Raw genomic sequence first — 21,895 nt, 5'->3', positions numbered from 1 at the left:
TTATTTTTTATACAATCTTTTTCTGTGATTAACTATATCACACTTATCCCCTCTAATCCAGCTGATTTTTCACCGTAAATACGGCCAGCTGCGTCCTGTCCTTCAGCTTCAGCTTTTCCAGCAGGCGGGAAATATTGTTCCTCACAGTACCCTCTGCCAGAAACAGCTCGGCTGCGATCTCCTTATTATCCATGCCATGGGCCACGCAGCGCATAATGTCACGTTCTCTGGGTGTCAGGCCTTCTGCTGCCTGAAATTCTCTTCCTCTGTTTTCTTTGTCTGCCTGCCCCCCGGAGGCCATCTTAACCCTTATGCCCTCAAATACACTGCCTCCCAGCACACGGATCCCGGCGCAGACAGCCTTTACGGACTGGATGACCTTATCATCCTCCATCTCCTTTAAGATGTATCCGTCTGCTCCGCTTCCAATAGCCGCCTCCACTGTCTCCGGATCATCAAAGGTTGTCAGCACAAGCACCTTTATGTCCGGAAAATCCCTTTTGATCCTCCGGATTCCCCAGGCGCCGTCATATTCCGGCATCCTCATATCCATGAGGACCACATCCGGTCTCTGTTTCCTGCAGGCCTCCCAGGCCTCCTTCCCGTCTGCCGCCAGGCCAACCACCTCAAGCTCCTTGTCCTGGCTCATGATAGCTCTGAGGCCCTGGCGCAAGATCTGGATATCATCTGCGATCACTACACGAATCATACCTTATCCTCCACTGGAAGCTTCACATAGATCTGGAAGCCCTCTCCCTCTGCCGACAGGAACCTCACCTGTCCTCCTGCCTTTTCCACTCTGTCCCGGATCCCCCTGATTCCATTATTCCCGCAGATGCTGGCGCACCCCTGCCCATCGTCAAAAATATACAGGCAGAGCTCTGTTTCTGCAAATTTGACAATGACATCCATACGGGATGCGTTGGCATATTTGAGGCAGTTGGTGATGGCCTCCCGCAGGCATTCATAGACGATCTTTGATAAATGGGAGTAGGCCGGACTGTCCTTTCCCTGGATCTCTGCCTCGACCGTGATCTCCCGCACACTGCCGATAAGCTGGTACACGCCCTCTGTCACCAGCTCGCAGGCGGTTCCCTGGCGCATGTGTCGGATGGCCCAGCGAAGCTCACGGATCCCGTCTGCGGCCAGCTTCTGGGCCTGATCCAGATACCCGGCCTTTATATCCTCCTCCTTTGTGATGCGTATCAGCTTCACCAGAGATTGTATCATGGTCAGCGTATGGCCCGTGGTGTCATGGACTTCCTGGGCGATCCTGTTCCTCTCCTGTTCAATGGCAAAGCGCTGCTCAGCCACTGCAAGCTCCTTTCCCTGGTGCAAAAGCTCATAATACTCCCCCACATCTGTCAGGAGGACTGCGCCTGCTGTCACCGCGCCCTTTTTGTCGTGGTAAACGTACTGTCTCAGGCGGAGCCTGCCGCCATTCGGCAAGGTAAGGACCTGGCCTGCAGGTTCGCTTGGGCCTTCCTCCTCCATCCTGGCCCCGGCCTCTTGAAGCCTCCTGCGAAGCTCTGAGTACCCGTCTCCCTTTCGGATCCCCAGCCAATCCCCGGCAGCATCATTGCAGTAAGTGACCGTCCCTTTTTTATTGTAGATAATCACCCCTTCTGCAATGGATTCAAAAATATGCTCAAAGGTCAGCACATTCACGTTCAAAAAATCATACCTGAAAACAGCCAAAAGCATAAGGAAGCTGGAAATGGAGAACGCAGGAGGCGTCAGATCAAAGCCGGACCTCACCAGCCCCAGAATATAGAGCAGATTGAATCCCAGGGGAACGGCTGCTGCCAGAAGGATCACCGCCATATGAGCTGCTGCCACCCTCTTCTGGCGAAATTCCCTCCCCACTGCCAGAGCCCCGGCCAGCACACAGAGATAGGTATAAACCATATGGAAATAAAACACCGGGCCATACACCACCTGTCCCACCTCAAACTGACGGTAAAAGAGATGATGGAGCTCATTTGTCAAAAGCATGGAATAGTCCAGCGCCGATATACCAAACAGCAGGATCAAAAGCCATGATCTCAGCCTGCGCCCGCAGTAAAGGAAGGAAAAAACCAGCCAGGCTGCCCCGATAAAGCTGATCCCGGTATAAGAAATGCAGTACAGCACATACTTCATCTCCCTCGTCATGGGAAATGACAAAAAGAGCTGCGGGATACACCAGATAATGATAAGAAGCTGGCAGGCTGCCAGTGCTCCCGTCACCCGGTTTCTGTCTGCCCGCCAGACCAGCCAGCCGGATGTATATAAGCTAAATCCAATGGCACAGAGATATGCGATCGGAAGCAGAAGATGCGTCATCTTTTCCCTCCTTCCCTTCGTAATAACATACAGGGCACCGGCCGTTTTCCTTTTATCTGCCGATACCCTGATTATAGCCTTCTGACAGCCCTATGTCAAAGCAATTACATTTTCTCCTGATCCGGCTCTTTTGTCCGGGACTTCCCTCATGCTTCACTCACACAAAACACCTGGCTGGATAGCAGGCAGCCATTTTGCAAATGGCCGTCAGCGCATTCCTCCTAATGCTTCCTTCTTTCATTTTGGGCTGCAAAAATGATCAGGCCGATTCCTGCTGCCAGAAGATAGATCCACCAGGAAATGCTCAGCCAGAACTCCTTTGTCAAAAAGACCACTACCAGTATCAGGAATATACCGGAAATACGCACCCAGCTGCCGTTCTTTTTTACCTGCGCCCAAAGAAAGATCGCCAGGCAGACCGCCTCCAGGATCATGGCATTTGCCAGGCTGCCAAACAGGAGGACGTTAAAGCACAGAATAACCAGACAGATCACATAGCCTGCTGTCTGAAGCGCCCTCACTCCTTCCCTTTCCTTCCACTGCCTTCCTGCAAGCCAGATAAGCAGAACAAAGGGAAGCATCCTGCATTCCAATCCGATGATATCAGGCCACTCTATGAAGGGCTGCTCCAGATAAGCGGCTCCCAGAGCGCAGGCTGCCAGGAAAATGGCGCCCTTTCTCAGTCTCTCTGCTGCTGCAAACTGCAGGATGTTGAGAGCCAGGAGGAGCAGATAAAGAAACTGCCACACATCGCTCGCCTTCGGAAGCATTCCGATCAGCACAAAGACGGAGCATACCTGATACCAGTTCACGCGCCAGCCTCCCCGGACCCCCTCTGCCCTCTTAAGAACCGGCAGAAGCTTACGGCACAGAAGACCGGAAATGAGCAAGACCGCACCTACGGCAGCATATCTCCCGTTTTCTGTCATAAGCAGGCGCTCACCCAGCAGGAAGGGAACCGGAACCATACTCAGGGCTGCCAGGAAATGGGGCCACTGGCGGTTTCCCTTATAAAACCAGATGAAATATCCTGTAAAGGCGGCCATACAGAGAACGAGTTCTCCAAGTCCTGCGTCCCCGTCCCAATAGAAACCAGTTATCGTAAACAGGAAGGCGCTGCATCCACAGATATCCCATATAAGAGGATGGTACTGTCCGTCACACCCATCAGGTGTTTTCCGATGCACTCCCACACTGCGTGCCAGCCCAACTGCCCCAAACAGCAGATTGACCGCCGTCATCCGCATAACCTGCACATCCGTGAAACGGCAGGATAAAACATACACTCCCAACAGGAAATAGCAGCCTGACATAGAATACAGGCATCCGGCAGGCTCCTCCTTCCGAAAATATCCTTTGGCCAGCAGATATCCTGCTATCAGAAGCGCAAAGGGCGCTGTCACTTCCTTTTGCCAGAAATATCCGGTCTGGGCCAAGGTCCCCATCACAAGCACCGGGAGGCAGAATACATCCTTCCGCCACAGATCCCATAACATGATTCCAAAGAGAAATGCAAACAGCAGCATTTCATAGGTCACAGAATGAAGATCCGGAAAGCTTCTGTCCAGCATTTCATATCCTGTAAGGGTGAGCAGCCACAGCGAACCTGGTATAAACAGGCGGACGCAGCTTCTCTTCTTTCCCCACTGTCCTAATGCCGCCGCCAGAAATACAACCGTTGCCGAAGCCGCCAGAAGCTCTGACATGCCTCCCACAGCGGACAGGGCATATCTCAGGGAACAGCCAGTATTTAAAATCAGGAACACCATGCGGATGCCATCCTTATTTAAACATTTCCACCCTTCCTGCTTCTGCACCAGCAAAAGCCAGAGGGAGATGGCGGCGGCGGCCAGACAGCACTGCCCCGACACATGAACAGGCGCAAGGAATGCGCAGTATTGGGCAAGGACTGACGCTGCCACTGCAAAAAAGATGGTATTCCAGCGGCTTTTCTGATTCCATGCAAGGACAGCTGCTCCCGCTGTCATTGCTGCCATGGAGCAAAAATGAGAGATGGACATATTGGCGGCTCCATAATCTCCCAGCAGCCAGATTCCGATCCGCGTGCATCCATAAACCATCACAAGGGCTGCAAACACCCAGAAATGGATTGGCACAAAGCTCCGAAGGCCCTCCAACAGCATGTCAATATACCCAGTCCCACTGCCGTCTCCATTGCTGCTGTCTCCATCGCTGCCCTTTCTCCTGCTCCTTAAAATCCCTTGCTGCAGGATCACCAAAGCTGCGGCATACAGCATCATATCATTGATCCATCCATCAAGACCTGTCTGAAGGGCCCCTGCCATAAAGATCCCGGAGACCGTCACGCCCCACAGGCTTATCTGTGTATAGATCCGGTCATGAAACCGCTTTAATCCTGCAAAAAATGCGCATTCTGTCACAATGCTTCCTATCCACAAAACCAACCAGCGTTTTCTCCTGCACAGGATAAATTCCGGCATCAGCACTTCAAAATAAGCTGCTGCTATTACAAAGAGGAATAAAAAGAGGCTTCCCAGCACATAACACGCATTCCCTGTTCTTTGGATATGCAGCCTGCTCTCAGCCAGCCAGCTGGCTCCAAAGAACACCCCTGATGCCGCCAGAACAAGGAGCGCTTTCCCGGTATTCGGAAGAACATTCCAGGCTGTAGTAGCAAAGATCAGACCTGCGATCACCACAAAGATCACACCGATCATCAGGGCCGCTGTGCCAAAAGGAGAGTCTTTGGCCTTCTCCACCGCATATTCGCCCCTATGCCAGCCGTCTTTCATTGCCGACGCCGTTTCTTCTGCCGCCTCTGCCTCCCCCTCCATCTTCGCCTCTGTGGTCAGCTCCATTTCTTCCAGCTCCGCTGCCATCTTAACCGCTGGCTGCCTTTCCCGCCCAGCCGTCAGCTCCCGGATCTGCCTCCTATACCGGCTGTTTGATACCAGCAATACAATAATGATCACAAGCTCCACAAAAGGTGCAGCCAGCCAAATAAGAACCGCCATCACCAACCCCATATTCATTCCCCTTTCCCTCTTTCCTTTGGTATTCTTATTATAGGAAATATAGGAAAAATCCTCCAGATGCCGCCTGTCACTTTTCCAGTGACATTTGTCACGATCTTCTCTGGCAGCTTTTCGGTATGCTTTGCACTAAAAAGAGGCCATCGCACATCGTGCGACGGCCTCAACATCATTCATTTGTCTTTCTGAATCTCATTACGAAATATAGTGGAGCTACTCTCATGCATAACCTCATATGTAGTTTCTTTTCGTCAGGCCAGAGGTTTGCCCGTGGTTCGTCTGTTTCCACATCCGGCTTCCTTCAGATTCCACCTCGCGATGGACACCCTTGCCTTCGGCTATGTCCTTCCCACTGCCGGACGGCTTCGGGACTTTCACCTGTTAGAAACGTGCGCCGCCAGGCGCACCATCACAAAAAGACCCCTGTACTTTCGTACAGAGGTCTTATCGTTATTGACAAAATGCTATTCAGTTATAAAACTGATTGCAGTTATTTCTTGAGCGCTGCCTGAGCTGCTGCCAGACGTGCGATCGGCACACGGAATGGTGAGCAGGATACGTAGTCTAAGCCAATCTTGTGGCAGAACTCTACGGAGGATGGATCGCCGCCGTGCTCGCCGCAGATACCTACGTGGAGCTCTGGGTTCACTGGCTTGCCCAGCTTGATTGCCATCTCCATCAGCTTGCCGACACCAGTCTGATCCAGCTTTGCAAATGGATCGTTCTCGAAGATCTTGGCATCGTAGTAAGAGTTCAGGAACTTGCCTGCATCATCACGGGAGAAGCCGAAGGTCATCTGGGTCAGGTCGTTTGTACCGAAGCAGAAGAAATCAGCCTCTTTTGCGATCTCATCAGCAGTCAGAGCTGCTCTTGGGATCTCGATCATGGTACCAACATGGTACTTCAAATCAGAGCCTGCTGCAGCGATCTCTGCATCTGCAGTCTCAACAACGGTCTTCTTGCAGTATTTCAGCTCCTTGATCTCGCCAACAAGTGGGATCATGATCTCAGGAACGATATTCCAATCTGGATGAGCCTTCTTTACGTTGATTGCTGCACGGATAACAGCTTTTGTCTGCATAACAGCAATCTCAGGATAGGTAACGGCCAGACGGCAGCCGCGGTGACCCATCATTGGGTTGAACTCATGGAGGGAATCGCAGATAGCCTTGATCTCCTCGACAGTCTTATTCTTAGCTGCTGCCAGCTTCTCGATATCAGCTTCCTCGGTAGGAACGAACTCATGCAGAGGCGGATCCAGGAAACGGATGGTAACAGGGTCTCCCTCCATAGCCTCATACAACTGCTCAAAGTCACCCTGCTGCAGCGGCAGGATCTTCTCAAGTGCAACTTCACGCTCTTCCTTTGTATCGGAGCAAATCATCTCGCGGAATGCATCAATGCGGTCGCCCTCGAAGAACATATGCTCTGTACGGCAAAGGCCAATGCCCTCTGCGCCAAGCTCTCTTGCCTTCTTTGCGTCAGCTGGGGTATCTGCATTTGTGCGTACCTTTAAGGTTCTGAACTCATCTGCCCATGCCATGATGCGTCCGAACTCGCCGGCGATCTGAGCATCAACAGTTGGGATTGCGCCATCATATACGCAGCCGGTAGAACCATCAAAGGAGATAACATCACCCTCATGATACTCCTTGCCAGCCAGTGTGAACTTCTTGTTTGCCTCGTCCATGATGATATCGCCGCAGCCGGATACACAGCAAGCACCCATACCACGTGCAACTACTGCTGCATGGGAGGTCATGCCGCCGCGGACAGTCAGGATACCCTGGGAAGCCTTCATACCTGTGATATCCTCCGGGGAGGTCTCAAGACGGACCAGAACAACCTTCTCGCCTCTCTCAGCCCACTCTACCGCATCATCTGCAGTGAAGACGATCTTACCGCATGCAGCACCTGGAGCAGCGCCCAGAGCCTTCGCGATCGGGGTTGCAGCCTTCAGTGCCTTCTGGTCAAAGGTTGGATGCAGCAGGGAATCAAGGTTACGAGGATCGATCATTGCCACTGCTTCCTCTGGTGTTCTCATACCTTCGTCAACCAGATCGCAGGCGATCTTTAAAGCTGCCTGAGCAGTTCTCTTACCATTACGTGTCTGCAGCATATACAGCTTGCCGTGCTCAACGGTAAACTCCATATCCTGCATATCTCTATAGTGATTCTCCAGAGTAGCGCAAACATTCTTGAACTGCTCAAATGCCTCTGGGAACTTCTCTGCCATCTCATTGATGTGCATAGGAGTGCGGACACCTGCAACCACGTCCTCGCCCTGTGCATTTGTCAGGAACTCACCAAAGAGGCCCTTTGCACCGGTAGCCGGGTCACGGGTAAATGCAACGCCAGTACCGCAATCGTCACCCATGTTGCCGAATGCCATGGACTGTACGTTTACAGCAGTACCCCAGGAGTATGGGATATCATTGTCGCGGCGGTATACGTTGGCACGTGGGTTGTCCCAGGAACGGAATACTGCTTTGATTGCTCCGTAGAGCTGCTCCTTTGGATCAGATGGGAAATCAGCACCGATCTTTGCCTTATACTCAGCCTTGAACTGGCCAGCCAGCTCCTTCAGATCCTCTGCTGTCAGCTCAACATCCAGCTTAACGCCCTTCTTCTCCTTCATCTCATCGATCAGGGCCTCAAAATACTTCTTGCCAACCTCCATTACAACGTCGGAGTACATCTGGATAAATCTTCTGTAGCAATCCCATGCCCAGCGCGGATTCTGAGACTGCTCAGCGATAACCTCTACTACCTCTTCATTCAGGCCCAGGTTCAGGATAGTGTCCATCATACCAGGCATAGATGCTCTTGCACCGGAACGTACAGATACAAGAAGGGGGTTCTTCTTATCGCCAAATTTCTTGCCAGTGATCTCCTCCATCTTTGTGATGTACTCATTGATCTCAGCAAAGATCTCATCATTGATCTCGCGTCCGTCCTCATAATACTGGGTACAAGCCTCAGTGGAGATTGTAAAGCCCTGTGGAACCGGAAGACCGATATTGGTCATCTCTGCAAGGTTTGCACCCTTGCCGCCAAGAAGCTCTCTCATGCTGGCATTGCCTTCGCTAAACAGGTAGCAATACTTTTTTGCCATTGGTTTTTTCCTCCTCAATAAATGTTTCAGACTGTTTTTCTGCTGCTTTTTGTATTGGACGGAACAAATGATTCTCCCAGTCCGTCCGCCTTGTCCATTATATCACAAACATTTTTCGAGTAAAGAGTTTTTCTGGTAAAATATCGAAAAAATTTGCCGATTTTACTGCTAAAATACATGAAAGTGCTTTCATTTTCTGTCTTTTTCACATATGCGTTATCAATTCGCATATCCGAACTTCTGCTTTATTTTCTTATATTTGCGCGACTTTTTCTTTCTTTCCGCATGCCCAAACTCCTTGTTTCTTTTGTAAGTGCTTTCACGGTTTTACTCCCCTCACCGGAGGAAAATCCCATTGGCCGTCCTCTAAACTTGGACGGGAGATACCGGCAAATCATAAAAGATCGACTCAAAAAGATAACGCCGAAAGGAATCTGCCCCTTCGGCGTTTCTGCACATTTTTATAATTAATCGATAAACACAATGCTGCTGTTATAACCTGGAGAAAATTCATATGAATCTGCCGGGTAATCCAGCTGGAGCAGTAAATTGGAGCTCAGATACGGCTTCCCGTCTACCTGCACAAAGCACGTTGCATGGTTTGCCGACGGATTTACGCCAAGGGCCGACTTTAGTCCCAGGCATTTTGCTAATGATCTTACCGTCATTGCAAAGTCTGCGCAAACCCCCTTTTTCTCTATCATGGTAGTGTATATCACATTTTTTATATTGGTGTTACTGTCATAGCTGTTATCATAATTTCCCATTGCCAGTACATCTTTTATGGCCCTTGCGCGTTCCATTTCGCTCATATTTTGGAAATCCATCCCATTTAACCAATTACAAAACCACTGATAGACTTCCAATTCAATTTCATTCAACCGGTCTGCGCCGCCTCCGGTCCTGGGATGATAATATTCCATCTGGCCTGTCAGCATAGCATGGATATTATCATTTTCAGCTATATAATTATAATTCAGGAAATTCGTCTCCGGTGTAAGCCTCAAGTTCCACCTGTCCATCACACAAGCAAGGGGATGCGCCGGGTCATACGGTATATCTGCTAATACAGAATCATCTGCACTGGTATCCTTTTCTCTTGTTTTTGTCTGAACAACACCGTCCACAACCCACTGCATTTTTGCATTTACCTGGTATCCATCCGGCGTTGTGCGGATATACTGATTGACATCCGTCAGGGCAGTCCATTTATGAAGAACCCGTTTAAATTCATCATCACACGAATTATAAAAATCCATATTACGGTAATAACACTCAAAGGTGCCATCACAGTCCGTATCTTCCCAGTTCCACCCTGTTACATAGCCATTTTCGTCCACGGTTGGCTCATATAAATACTGTTCTGTATCCCACGCAAAAGATGTGATACTCGTAGATGCCGCCAGAACCATAGATGCTAATAAAGCAACACACTTCTTCCTCTTTGTCATTGTTCATGATCCTTCTCTATTTTTATATTTTTTACTGCATAACTCATATCAGCTAATGTATATGTCCTGTTACCAATATACCATAGTCCAAAGAATTTGGCCGCATGTGGGTAGTATGAAAAATAATCGTCAAATGTAACAGACAGATTTTTCCTTATAAATACAAGGGAATTTCGGTTGTTTGAATTTGTTTTACACCTTAAAGCGATACCCGACCCCCCAGATCGTCTCAATATACTGGGGCTTTGCCGTATTGAACTCGATTTTTTCCCTGATCTTCTTGATATGCACGGTCACAGTGGCGATATCTCCGATGGATTCCATATCCCAGATCTTAGAGAACAACTCCTCCTTCGTAAACACATGGTTGGGATTCTGGGCCAGGAAGGTCAGGAGATCAAACTCCTTTGTGGTGAAGTTCTTTTCCTCGCCGTTCACCCATACGCGCCGGGCAGTCTTATCGATCTTTAAACCGCGGATCTCCACGATCTCGTTGGAGGCCTGTCCGCTACCGATCAGGCGCTCATAGCGGGCCATGTGGGCCTTGACCCTGGCTACCATCTCGCTGGGGCTGAAGGGCTTTGTAATGTAATCATCGGCTCCCAGCCCTAAGCCGCGGATCTTGTCAATATCCTCCTTTTTAGCGGAAACCATGATAATGGGAGTATTCTTTACCTCCCGGACCCGCTTGCAGATCTCAAAGCCGTCTGTTCCAGGAAGCATCAGATCTAAGATCAGCAGGTCATAGTCCTCCTTTAGTGCTTTATCAAGGCCTTCACTTCCATTATTTTCAATCTCTACCTCAAATCCTGAAAGCTCCAGGTAATCCTTTTCCAGCTCTGCAATGCTCTCCTCATCCTCTACGATTAGTATCTTGCTCATCCTGTATAACCTCCTGATATTTTCTGAGGACAAAGTGGATCTCCGTTCCGATCCCCTCCTTGCTGGTGGCCCATATGCGGCCTCCGTGATCCTCTATGATCTTGCGGACAATGGAAAGGCCAATGCCGCTTCCTCCCTGGGAAGAATTCCTGGAGGAATCTGTGCGGTAAAACCGCTCGAAAATGTTGGGCAGGTCCTTTGTGGCGATTCCTTTGCCATTGTCCTCGATCTCAACCTGGATGAAATCTCCCACATCCTTGATACGGATATTGATGATCCCCTTTTTCTTATCCAGGTATTTGACGGAATTGCTGATAATGTTGTTGATAACGCGCTTCATCTGCTCGGCGTCCGCGATCACCACCACATCCTCATCCACGTAATTAAAATACCCCAGCTCGATCCCCCTGGAGTCCATGTCCAGGCCTACCTCCTCCACACAGTCCTTAAAATACTGGGCCACATTGATCTTGTTGAAGGTGTAGGGTATCTTGTTGGTATCGATCTTGGAATAAAAGGTCAGCTCGTCTATCAGACGGTCCATGTCGTTAGCCTTGTTGTATATGGTGCGGATGTATTTGTCAAGCCGCTCCGGCGAGGAGGCCACTCCGTCCAGGATCCCCTCCACATAGCCCTTGATGGCTGTGATCGGCGTCTTCAGGTCGTGGGAAATGTTGCTGATGAGTTCCTTGCTCTCCTTGTCGTACTGGATCTTCTCCTCCGCATTTTCCTTCAGGCGGATGCGCATGGCCTCAAAGTCCTGGCACAGCTGACCGATCTCATCGTCCGCATCCACATCCAGGGTAAAATCCAGATTGCCCTCTGCGATCTTCTTTGTCGCCTCCTGGAGCTTGTTTAAAGGGCTTAAGATGGAGCTGTAGATCCACAATGTCAATGTAATTCCTGCCACTATCAGGATAATAATGGCCATCATAAGCATTTCCCGGATCATGGACTTGACCTCAGGTACCAGGTCATCCACATTGGAAATGATGAAGACGCTGCCTTCCTCGCCGTCAGGGAAGACGAAATCCATCTGTTTGATCAAATGCTGGCTCTCACCATCCATGTAAATGCCGCCCTCCAGATTGCCCTTCATGGTGTCAAAATCCGGAAGCTGGCTGTAGAGGGCCTGCAGGTCATCAGGGCTGCTTTCACCGCAGTAGAAGATCGAAGCTCCTTTGCGGACGATCAAATATGCATAATGGCTGCGAAGCTCACTGTTGACCTTGTCCAGATACTCCTTGTCCTCATACAGGCCGGGATTGGTATCCAGGGTTCTTCGGATATCCGTCTGAGCCCGTTTGGTCAGACGGTTAAATATCTGCATGGAATTGCCGTTGAACAGATCGATCTGCTCTGTTAATCCGTATTCTTTTGAAAATGATCTTGCCTGATAGCTGCTGAGCACCACCACTGACAGGGAAAAGATCGCCATCGGAACCACCGTGATGATCAGAAATGCTATGGCAAGGCGGGTTCTCAATTTCATATTGCCCATTCTCCTTTTTTGAAGAGTGTGGGAAAGGGAGACAAAGTGTCGCCTTAAGAGCACAAGCTCTAACAAGATTATAGCATACTTCCCTGTTTTCATTTATAAAATCATTCTAAAATTTAGGTTTTTCCTTGTTTCTCCTGTAAGTTTTTATGGAGCGAGGGACGAGCGTAATAGAAAAGAGGCCTCCCGGCATCACTCCAAACATTTACCATCCATTTTAGATTTAAGGCCATTGCTGATAAGAGGCAGTGAGTTTCCGCTTCCTCAAAGAAGTTTACACGAACTGTCCAACTCTTTTGACTGGAACCCACGCATCGGCTAAACATTAGACAGGGTTTGCATTCTTTACATTCCACACGATAAACCCTGCAAATATTGAATTCCTCCATTTCAAGGCTACACAGTATCAGCTGGTTCCATATGCCCTGTCTCCCCCTGCTGTTTTGATGTGTAGTTCCAGACGATTCCGCATATACTCAATCCGTTCTAAATAAGGGCCGGAGTCATTTACGTTTCCTGGAGTCACTGCCACATCAGCGATGATCCCATGGGCAATATCCACACTTTGGCGGCTCAAATAATGCGGCCCCGTAGGTTTCCCTGGCCTTTTCAGCATACAATCCAACTACCAGCTTTTTGGGAACCTACACGTTTCAATTTTCCTTTTTCTGTAAGTTCTTTAATCGTCCTCTGAACGGTACTTCTTGACAAAAACGTATTCGCAATAATTTCCTTTTGCGTAATAGCAGGATTGCTATGCAGTATATCGAGCAGTAATTTTTGATTCTCTGTTAAAGCTTCATTTAATGCCTTCATTTAGAAGAATGATAAGACTACCTGTGTACTCGGCACTATCCAAAGCATCAATCTGTCCACCGCTTTTATCCAGTCCATTCCATCTTGTGCAGAAAAGGCGAGACCATCGAACAGGAGCATCGTTAGCAAGTAATGCACCTGCACAGGTAAGATATCCCTGCGCATCCCTAATGCCAAAAGACTCAAAGCTTTTCTCTGTCATGCTGTTTCCCGTCCATGATTTGTAACGTTCTCTCAGCTTGCTAAAAGAGAAGTCCTCAAATTATACGGAGACATTAGAGAATCGTAAGATGAATTTCTGCCACGCATGACCAGACGTTTTAATTCAGTCGCATCAGCAACAACGCTTTCATTTCCGATACGAATATATGCTTCTGTTACACCATCACCGATATAATAATATGGTGTTTCAGCACCTGCAGGAATCTGAAGGAGCAGAAGTTCTTTTCCATAGCATAACTTCGTCCCCAATATTGTTCATGAGGTTACCAATGAAATCATGATTGCCGGCATTGTGGATACTGGAGAATGTGTAGGCTTAATCCCCCATGTGATCGGAGCGCGCTACCAAAACGTCAAGCTCCTTACCATAGAAGATTGTATTTTATACAGATCCATGTATATGTTCTGGAAAAAAAGACGAACCCCTGCGCCCCACTGTCCGAAGGTTTCAGAATTTTGTGTTTGAAAACTATAAAAAAAGAATCCGGCTCCGAAGGCGTTTCCTATAAAAAATAACCGCATTGTGCCGTTATCCACAATGCGGTTTTCCTTTTATCAATTAGAACATAAACTTCTCAGCAAAGTAATCCTTCAGCTCTGCGATCGGAATACGTACCTGCTCCATGGTGTCGCGGTCGCGGACAGTTACAGCCTGATCTGTCTCGGAGTCAAAGTCATAGGTGATGCAGAATGGTGTGCCGATCTCATCCTGTCTTCTGTAGCGCTTTCCGATGTTGCCTCTGTCGTCAAACTCACAGTTGAAGTATTTGGACAGCTCTGTGTAGATCTTCTCTGCGCCCTCGTTCAGCTTCTTGGACAGAGGAAGTACGCCTACCTTTACAGGTGCGATAGCAGGATGGAAATGAAGGACGGTCCTCACATCTCCTTCGCCGATCTCCTCCTCGTCATAGGCTGCGCAAAGGAAAGCTAAGGTCACGCGGTCTGCGCCCAGGGACGGCTCTATGACATAAGGAATGTATTTCTCCTTTGCCTCGTCGTCAAAGTAGGACATATCCTGGCCGGATACAGTCTGGTGCTGTGTCAGATCGTAGTCTGTTCTGTCTGCAATGCCCCACAGCTCGCCCCAGCCAAAGGGGAACAGGAACTCGATGTCAGTGGTAGCCTTGCTGTAGAAGCACAGCTCCTCCGGGGAGTGGTCTCTTGCGCGCATCTCATCGTCCTTGATGCCTAAGGTCTTCAGCCAGTTAATGCAGAACTGCTTCCAGTAAGCAAACCACTCCAGGTCTGTTCCCGGCTTGCAGAAAAACTCCAGCTCCATCTGCTCAAACTCTCTTGTGCGGAAGGTAAAGTTACCGGGAGTGATCTCATTGCGGAAGGACTTACCGATCTGTCCGATACCGAAGGGAACCTTCTTTCTGGAGGTTCTCTGTACATTCTTAAAGTTTACAAAAATACCCTGGGCAGTCTCAGGACGGAGATATACGGTATTCTTCGCATCCTCGGTCACGCCCTGGAAGGTCTTGAACATCAGATTAAACTGGCGGATATCTGTAAAGTCATGGGCGCCGCAGCTTGGACAGCAGATATGCTTGTCCTCAATGTACTGCTTCATCTGCTCCTGGGACCAGCCGTCAACAGAGCCCTCCATGGTGATGCCGTGCTCATCGTTGTAATCCTCGATCAGCTTGTCCGCGCGGAAACGCTCCTTACACTGCTTACAATCCATCAGCGGGTCAGAGAAGCCGCCTAAGTGTCCGCTGGCTACCCATGTCTGGGAGTTCATAAGAATAGCGCAGTCAACACCTACATTGTAGGGGCTCTCCATGACAAATTTCTGCCACCAGGCCTTTTTTACGTTATTCTTAAGCTCTACACCCAGATTACCGTAATCCCAGGTGTTGGCAAGGCCGCCGTAGATTTCAGAACCCGGATATACGAAGCCTCTGTTCTTGGCAAGTGCCACGATTTTCTCCATTGTCTTTTCCATAATCAATATCCTCTCTTTAATTATGATGATATATTCGAAACAGTTCAGAGCGGCTTTTTCGGTGGGGAAGAGGGGCCGTTTTGGACTGTTACTTTATAATACAGCTTCTCATAAAAGGCGCGTTTTGTGCGCCGTAAATCCGATTATGAGGTTCGCGAAGCGGTTCTCATAATATAACTTACCTGGTAACAATATAGCTGATGCCCTCTGCCGCTGTCTGCACCGTGTGCTCATCCCTCAGACTGCAGCCCTCGCTTACCAGCTTGATCTTATCCTCTGTGCGTATCAGGCCCGGTCCCTCTGCCTTGATCACCAGCTTTCCGCCGTCCTTTGCAGCGCCTGCCGGATCCTCCAGTGCCTTGCCGCTGTAATCCAGACAGGAAACACTGTTCAGCTCTCCGGCCATACTGTCGATCGTCCCGGTTGACATCTGGGTAAAGCCAACATTATAATCACCAATACTCTGGGCAAATTCCACCAGACGTTCCGGGGTATCATAGGCTGTCACTAAAACTGCCTTTCCGTCCTTTAAGGAGCCTGACACTACGGCTACAGGAAGAGGATCTGCATTTTCCTTTCCCAGAGAACGGTTAAAGTCCCCAATACGCTCATTTGCAGAGGCAAGCATCTCCTCCTCTGAAAACGCTCCCTCTCCATAGGTCTCTACCGATGCCCACTGAACCTTTCCATCCTTTTCAATGTAGGCGCAGTTTTCCTTTGGCTGGAAACCGCTTTTCCCGCCGCCTACTATGGAACAGCCTGTCACAAGCAGCATTGCGGCAAGGGCCAATGCTCCTGCTGCTGATATCCTCTTTTTCATAACCAATTCCTTTCCATCACAAAGCCACCACTTATGGGGCATATGGCATATATTATAGCCTCTGAATTTCATAATTTCAAGACTTATGTTCGCGAATTATGCTGTGAATGTTACGGCCATCATCTCCAAAATCTCCAATGAGCGGAATTCATGGCGCACAAAGCGCCTGCGGCTGCTCTCCACCGCCCGCTCAAACTCCAAAAGGACTTCCTCCTTCAGAGTAAAATTGTAGAGGGACTGGCTGGGCGAATACACCACATATTCCCAGGCGTATGTACAGGACTCCGATACAGCCATGGGCGGCTTTTCCGTATACTCCCCTTCGATCACCATGGCCTTTAACTCAAACACCCGGCGTACCAGACGGTTGGGAAGAGCAGGCTTTGTCAGAGCGCGCAGGGACTGGTAGAGAAGCTTTAGCAGCTCCGTCTCATCCATATTCTCCTGGGCATAGTAGGAGGCTGCCTCCAGAAAATAGGAGCCGTAGCAGGCTGCCTCCATGTCGGTAGACAGCTCATCAAAATAATTGGATATCTGGGCTGACTGGAGGTTGTAGGCGCTTCTTCCCTCATACAGGGAAAAGGAGCCAAAAGAAAAGGTGCGGCTGGCAGCCATCAGCGGATTCCCCGGCTTCCTGGCCCCATGGGCAAAGGCTGTCACCTTTCCCCGCTCCTTTGTGAGGAGCACCAGCCTTCTGTCATATTCGCCGGAAGGAGCGGAAATAAGGACAATACCTGTGAGTGTCACTGTCTCTCTCATTCCCGCTCCTTCCTCCTTTTCTTTTTATGTTACTCTCAAAGTCCCTTTGCACCCGGTCTTGTGAGATGATCTTTTGTCAGCCGAGGTCCTTCTCATTATATCCATAATTCTTCATGTACAGCTCGCTGTCGCGCCATTCCTTCCTCACCTTTACCCAGAGCTGCAGGTTCACCTTTGTGTCCATCATGTGCTCGATCTCTTTGCGGGCCTCGGTGCCGATGCGCTTTAACATGGAGCCGCCCTTGCCGATGATGATGCCCTTGTGGGAATCCCGCTCGCAGACAATGCTGGCCTCGATGTCAATGATCCCGTTTGGGCGCTCCCGCATTTTTTCAATGGTAACGGCGATGCCATGGGGGATCTCGTCGTCCAAAAGTCTTAGGGCCTTTTCACGGACCAGCTCTGCGGCGATCTGCCGCATGGGCTGGTCTGTCACCGTGTCCTCATCGTAAAACTGAGGCCCATAGGGCAGGTACTGGAACAAAAGCGTGAGCAGCAGGTCCGTGTTCTTCTCCTTCAGGGCGGAGAGAGGCACGATCTCTGCAAATTTGCACACATCCTTGTAGGCATTGATAAAGGTCAGGATCTCCTCCTGCTGCTTTACTGTGTCGATCTTGTTGATGACTAAGATCACCGGAGTGTTCACCCTGTTTAGCTGCTCTGCAATATGGCGCTCTCCTGCGCCGATAAAGGTGGTGGGCTCCACCAGCCACAGGATCACATCCACCTCCTTTAAGGTATGCTCCGCCACATTTACCATGTACTCGCCCAGCTTGTTCTTTGCCTTGTGGATGCCGGGGGTGTCTAAGAAAATGATCTGTCCCCTGTCGTCTGTGTACACGGTCTGTATCCTGTTCCTGGTGGTCTGGGGCTTATCTGAGGTGATGGCGATCTTCTGCCCGATCAAATGATTCATGAGGGTGGATTTTCCCACATTCGGCCTGCCGATCAAGGTGACAAAGCCCGATTTCTTCTGTACTGTCTGATCCATTATTTTACTCCTGTTCTTTTTAATGATACAGCCCCTTTATTTCACCGAACATTTCCTTCTCTGCCTTTATCTGCTCGTCATTTCCGATCACGCACAGAGCACCTGTGCCCAGAATGGCTTCTGTGAGGCCGGATAGAGCCCGTATATCCTCCTGGGTCACATCCAGTATCTGCTCTCTCTCCCTCTGCACCATCTCATCTGTGACGCCGGAAAGATAAGCGGATAAGCTCCTGCTTCCCTTGAGGGATGGAGTGAGGGGCGCATCCACATCGCTGATGGCGCCGATCACATATTTCGTCATATCCCTGTCGTCAATGGAAAACTGACGCAGGTATTCCGGTATGCCCTCGTATGTCCGGTTCGTCTTTCCAAGGCCCGGATCGCGGTAGGACACAAAGTATCCCTCTCCGGAACGCCCGAAACCGCTCATACAGCCGTAGGCCCCGCCCTTTACACGCAGATTCATCCAAAGGTATTCATAATTCATGATCACCTTCAACACCTTGAGGGCTCCCGTGTAGTCCTCAGGAGCAAAATGCCCGCAGCGCGCCACATAGTTTACCTGGGAGGCTGTGGTAAAGCCTTCATTTTTATTGTCAGGCGTAAATGTGAAGGCAAAACGGCCCTTCTCTCCCTCAAAGAGCTCTGTGCGGAAGGCCTGAAGCTCCTTTGGAAGAAAGGCGTAGCCCTCCTCATCTGCCGTATAGCCAACAAGGAGATTGTCCGCTGCGAACAGCCGGAAGGCCGTCTCCTCCAGCTTTTTGATCAATTCCCTGCGGTAGTCCGGCTCCTTTCCATAGCGGGCCGTCACATTCTCCAAAAATTGGTAATATCCGACTCCTCCTGTCACATCATTAAATGCAGACCAGGGGGAAACATAGGCGGATGCCCTTCCCACCGCCGCAGCGTGGGAGCCGTTTTCCATGCGCATCCTCGCTCTCGACTTTGTCTCATCCAGAATCTCTCCCAGCCGCTTCTCATCTCCCAGCTTTGAGCGCGTCAGGATCTCCGCCAGCATGGAGAAGGCAAAGCCCAGCTTGTCATAGAGCACCTTTGCATTTGCCACAAAGGCCCCAGTGAAGCCCTCCTCCTTCCTCCTGTCCACATAGGAGGCTACGGAGAAATCAATGCCGCCGCTGTTTAAATAGATCTCGCTGGTAAGGTCACTGTAGCTGTAATTTTCCGTATCCACATATCCCAGCACAGATTTTAACAGTCCCACATAGGGCAGATCCTCCTGGGGAACCCTGTCTGTACCGAACAGCACCTTCAGATATCCGATGCCTGCTGTAAACATCGGCGTGTGTATCACAGTCACGCCGTTTTCTTCCTTTTTCTCATAGGCAAAGGGGCTTCCCTGCCTGTCAATGTCTTCCCTCCGGAGCATGGGGATCTTTTCCAGATCCTCCTGAGAGGAGGGCTCCTCCTGGTATGCCTTAAGCTCCGCTGTCTGCCTCACCAGGCTGCCGGTCTCCTCCTCTGAGAGAGAGGCCTTATAGTCGGCCAGCCGCTCTGCCAGCCTTTCGTCTTCCCTGGCGGTCTTGTTCACCTCAGGGCTTACCAGGATAACGGCCTCATGGGGATTATCCAGCAGATACTCCCTTATAAGACTTTCAAAATACCCCTGATCCACTGCCTTCTTCAGGAAATCAAAGGTTTCCTGGTAGGTCAGATGGAGCATGGGATCCCCATCGTAAAGCCAGCTGTCCATAGACCAAAGACCGTACATAAGCCCCTTGGGAGCAGAGCCGTAGTCTGCCTCCCTGTAGCGGAACTCATAGTAATTTAAGCCTGCCAAAAGGCTCCTTCTGTCAATGCCCTGGTCCGCCAGCCTGCGCAGAGTTCCCTTTACCACTGCCAAAAACTCACCCTTCTGCTCCTTGTTCGCATTTTTCGCGATCATGGAAAAGTAGGGCTGCAGGATTCCGTTCTCATATCCTCCCAGGATGTCCTGACCGATATGGGCATCAATCAGGGCCTGCTTTAAGGGAGCTCCAGGCGCATTGATGAGGGTATATTCCAAAATCTGGAAGGCCACATAGAGCTTCGGATCCAGATTTGTGCCAACTACCGTATTGATGGACAGGTAGGTCCTATCCTCCACGCCCTCCTCCTCCGTCACAGAGTAGGTGATCTCCTTTTCCGTCGGAGCAGAAAATGCCGCCTGCAGGGCGATCCCGGAATCCGCGTGGCAATCCTTCCTGTCGTAACCGGAAAGGTAGGCCTCATCCAGCCAGGCAAGGGTCTCTGCCATGTCCATATTTCCATAGAGATAAAGATAGCTGTTGGCAGGATGGTAATAATTCTTATGGAAATCAATGAATTTCTCATAGGTCAGGTCCGGGATCCTGGAAGGGTCTCCGCCGGATTCATTGCTGTAGCTGTTGTCCGGGAAGAGCACTGCCCTCGTATACCGGTCAAGTACGCTTTCCGGTGAGGAAAATGCTCCCTTCATCTCGTTGTACACAACGCCGTTGATGGTCAGAGGCTTTTCCTCAGACTCCAGCTCATAATGCCAGCCCTCCTGCATAAAGATCTTCGGCTCCCTGTAAATAGCCGGATGGAAGACGCCGTCCAGATACACATCCATCAGATTCCTGAAATCCTTGTCATTGCAGCTTGCCACCGGATAGACGGTCTTGTCCGGGTAGGTCATGGCGTTTAAGAAGGTATTTAAGGAGCCCTTTACCAGCTCCACAAAGGGATCCTTAACAGGGAACTTCTCAGAGCCTTCCAGTACGCTGTGCTCTAAAATATGGGGAAGTCCCGTGCTGTCATCAGGCGGCGTGCGGAAGCCAATGGAAAATACCTTGTTCTCATCCTCATTGGACATAAGGAATATCCTAGCCCCGCTCCTTTTGTGCTCCAGCACCATTCCCTGGGAATGCATCTCCTCCACATACCGCTCCTCTGCAAGGCTGTATGCGCCCAGCTCCTTTACACGTTCCAGATTCTGTTTCTCCAACATCTGCGATCTCTCCTGTCTTCCTGCTGATTCTGTTTTCCTCCATAGCGGCCTGTTACGGCCCTCTATGCTGCGAATGTCCTGCCGCCGGACAGGCAGCATGTATTCAGATATGCCAAAAGCGCCCGCCAGCTTTTCATAGCCCGGCGGCGCTTTGCCAGCCGGGACGCATGCAGGCTTATTCTTCCAAACAGCCCGCCTGTTTATACCTGTCCTCTGCCTTCCTATTCCTTCCAATGCCTTACATATTTCCCATCAGCCTGTCCTTGATGATGGACGCCCACTCCCTGACGCACAGATGGACGAACAGCACTGGATCCGACTCTGCGGAAATGCCGTATACATTGTCCAGGCCCCATTTTTCCGCTGTCAGCTTTGCCCGGTAGACATGGAAATTGCTGGTGAGGATCCCCACCTCAAGGGGCTTATCCGCAGCCACCAGATAGGGGCCATGGCCCCGCGGACGCGGCATAGAAAGGCGGTTTTCCTTCTCCCTCTCCCTGTGGCGCTCGATCACGATCCTGCTGTAGGCAATATTCTCCACTGTGCTGACAGACCGCTCCTCCAGAAGAAGATGTTCCGGGCTCACGCCATTGTATACAAGATACTGGTACATGGCCTGGGCCTCGCTTTCCTTTTCCCCAGGCACCTTTCCCCCGGAGAGCACCAGCATGGTATCCGGGTTTGCCTCCAGGTACTCCACGGCCTTGTCCAGACGCTTCTTCAGGGAATCGCTTACTGCAGCGTGCTCCTTTCCCCTGGCTCCCAGCACGATCACGTAATCTAGGCCGGGACGGGCGGGCGTTGCCGCTCCCGCAAAGACCAGCGTGCAGGCGATGACCAGGGAAGCCACACCGGCCACGCAGGTCGTCACAATGCTGACAGGCACCCACCTTGGTATGCGGCTTTTATTTCTCACATAATACCATTTCCCATACACCAGGAAAATCAGAAGAGATGCAAAAAACAGCCATATAAAAGCAAAGGATGTTCCGATTCCCGCATAAAGGACGATCATAATAAAATAAGCCACACATAAAATTGCCATTCCGACCAGTATCAGCTCGCCCATCGGCTGCACCTCCTCTC

Annotated in this window: 15 protein-coding genes; all 15 read right to left on the bottom strand. The window is 50.3% G+C overall.

Annotated features, from left to right (window positions below; all coding sequences use genetic code 11):
- Positions 1 to 52: 52 nt before the first annotated feature.
- Positions 53 to 709 carry a response regulator gene (locus LIZ87_RS07820; protein WP_178314625.1) on the bottom strand — a complete coding sequence of 219 codons (657 nt, stop codon included), beginning with the start codon at positions 707 to 709 and terminating at the stop codon, positions 53 to 55.
- Positions 706 to 2,325: a histidine kinase N-terminal 7TM domain-containing protein gene (locus LIZ87_RS07815; protein WP_227146159.1), complete on the bottom strand. Its 1,620-nt coding sequence runs from the start codon at positions 2,323 to 2,325 to the stop codon at positions 706 to 708. The genes LIZ87_RS07820 and LIZ87_RS07815 overlap by 4 nt, the downstream gene beginning before the upstream one ends.
- 221 nt (positions 2,326 to 2,546) lie before the next feature.
- Complete coding sequence (locus LIZ87_RS07810) at positions 2,547 to 5,339, bottom strand: hypothetical protein (protein ID WP_227146157.1); 2,793 nt, start codon at positions 5,337 to 5,339, stop codon at positions 2,547 to 2,549.
- 490 nt (positions 5,340 to 5,829) lie between these two features.
- A complete protein-coding gene (gene ppdK, locus LIZ87_RS07805; protein ID WP_227146155.1) occupies positions 5,830 to 8,454 on the bottom strand; it encodes a pyruvate, phosphate dikinase in 2,625 nt (874 codons plus the stop codon).
- Between the two features lie 467 nt (positions 8,455 to 8,921).
- Positions 8,922 to 9,905: a hypothetical protein gene (locus LIZ87_RS07800; RefSeq protein WP_178316543.1), complete on the bottom strand. Its 984-nt coding sequence runs from the start codon at positions 9,903 to 9,905 to the stop codon at positions 8,922 to 8,924.
- 192 nt (positions 9,906 to 10,097) lie between these two features.
- A complete protein-coding gene (locus LIZ87_RS07795; RefSeq protein ID WP_178316542.1) occupies positions 10,098 to 10,787 on the bottom strand; it encodes a response regulator transcription factor in 690 nt (229 codons plus the stop codon).
- The gene (locus LIZ87_RS07790) at positions 10,759 to 12,279 is read right to left on the bottom strand and encodes a sensor histidine kinase (RefSeq protein WP_227146153.1); all 1,521 of its coding nucleotides are present in this window, start codon (positions 12,277 to 12,279) and stop codon (positions 10,759 to 10,761) included. The genes LIZ87_RS07795 and LIZ87_RS07790 overlap by 29 nt, the downstream gene beginning before the upstream one ends.
- Before the next feature lie 412 nt (positions 12,280 to 12,691).
- Positions 12,692 to 12,862, bottom strand: coding sequence for a hypothetical protein (locus LIZ87_RS07785; RefSeq protein WP_178317299.1), 171 nt, complete (start codon positions 12,860 to 12,862; stop codon positions 12,692 to 12,694).
- Between the two features lie 32 nt (positions 12,863 to 12,894).
- Positions 12,895 to 13,101: a MarR family transcriptional regulator gene (locus LIZ87_RS07780; RefSeq protein ID WP_178317300.1), complete on the bottom strand. Its 207-nt coding sequence runs from the start codon at positions 13,099 to 13,101 to the stop codon at positions 12,895 to 12,897.
- Positions 13,102 to 13,882: 781 nt separating this feature from the next.
- The gene (locus LIZ87_RS07775) at positions 13,883 to 15,271 is read right to left on the bottom strand and encodes a glycine--tRNA ligase (RefSeq protein WP_178317301.1); all 1,389 of its coding nucleotides are present in this window, start codon (positions 15,269 to 15,271) and stop codon (positions 13,883 to 13,885) included.
- A 178-nt stretch (positions 15,272 to 15,449) separates the two neighbouring features.
- A complete protein-coding gene (locus tag LIZ87_RS07770) occupies positions 15,450 to 16,091 on the bottom strand; it encodes a hypothetical protein (protein ID WP_178317302.1) in 642 nt (213 codons plus the stop codon).
- Between the two features lie 96 nt (positions 16,092 to 16,187).
- The gene (gene recO, locus LIZ87_RS07765; protein ID WP_178317303.1) at positions 16,188 to 16,850 is read right to left on the bottom strand and encodes a DNA repair protein RecO; all 663 of its coding nucleotides are present in this window, start codon (positions 16,848 to 16,850) and stop codon (positions 16,188 to 16,190) included.
- A 76-nt stretch (positions 16,851 to 16,926) separates the two neighbouring features.
- The gene (gene era / locus LIZ87_RS07760; protein ID WP_227146151.1) at positions 16,927 to 17,841 is read right to left on the bottom strand and encodes a GTPase Era; all 915 of its coding nucleotides are present in this window, start codon (positions 17,839 to 17,841) and stop codon (positions 16,927 to 16,929) included.
- Positions 17,842 to 17,860: 19 nt separating this feature from the next.
- On the bottom strand, positions 17,861 to 20,809 hold the full coding sequence (locus LIZ87_RS07755; protein ID WP_227146148.1) for an insulinase family protein: 2,949 nt from the start codon (positions 20,807 to 20,809) through the stop codon (positions 17,861 to 17,863).
- A 238-nt stretch (positions 20,810 to 21,047) separates the two neighbouring features.
- Positions 21,048 to 21,878 (bottom strand): YdcF family protein, encoded by an 831-nt coding sequence (locus tag LIZ87_RS07750; RefSeq protein ID WP_178316877.1) that lies wholly within the window; start codon positions 21,876 to 21,878, stop codon positions 21,048 to 21,050.
- Positions 21,879 to 21,895: the final 17 nt, after the last annotated feature.

Origin of the sequence: Lacrimispora sp. 210928-DFI.3.58 (assembly GCF_020554865.1) — a bacterium.
Taxonomy (GTDB): Bacteria; Bacillota; Clostridia; order Lachnospirales; family Lachnospiraceae; genus Enterocloster.
Note: the sequence above shows the minus strand (reverse complement) of the source record. Positions and strands in the feature narration are given on the sequence as shown.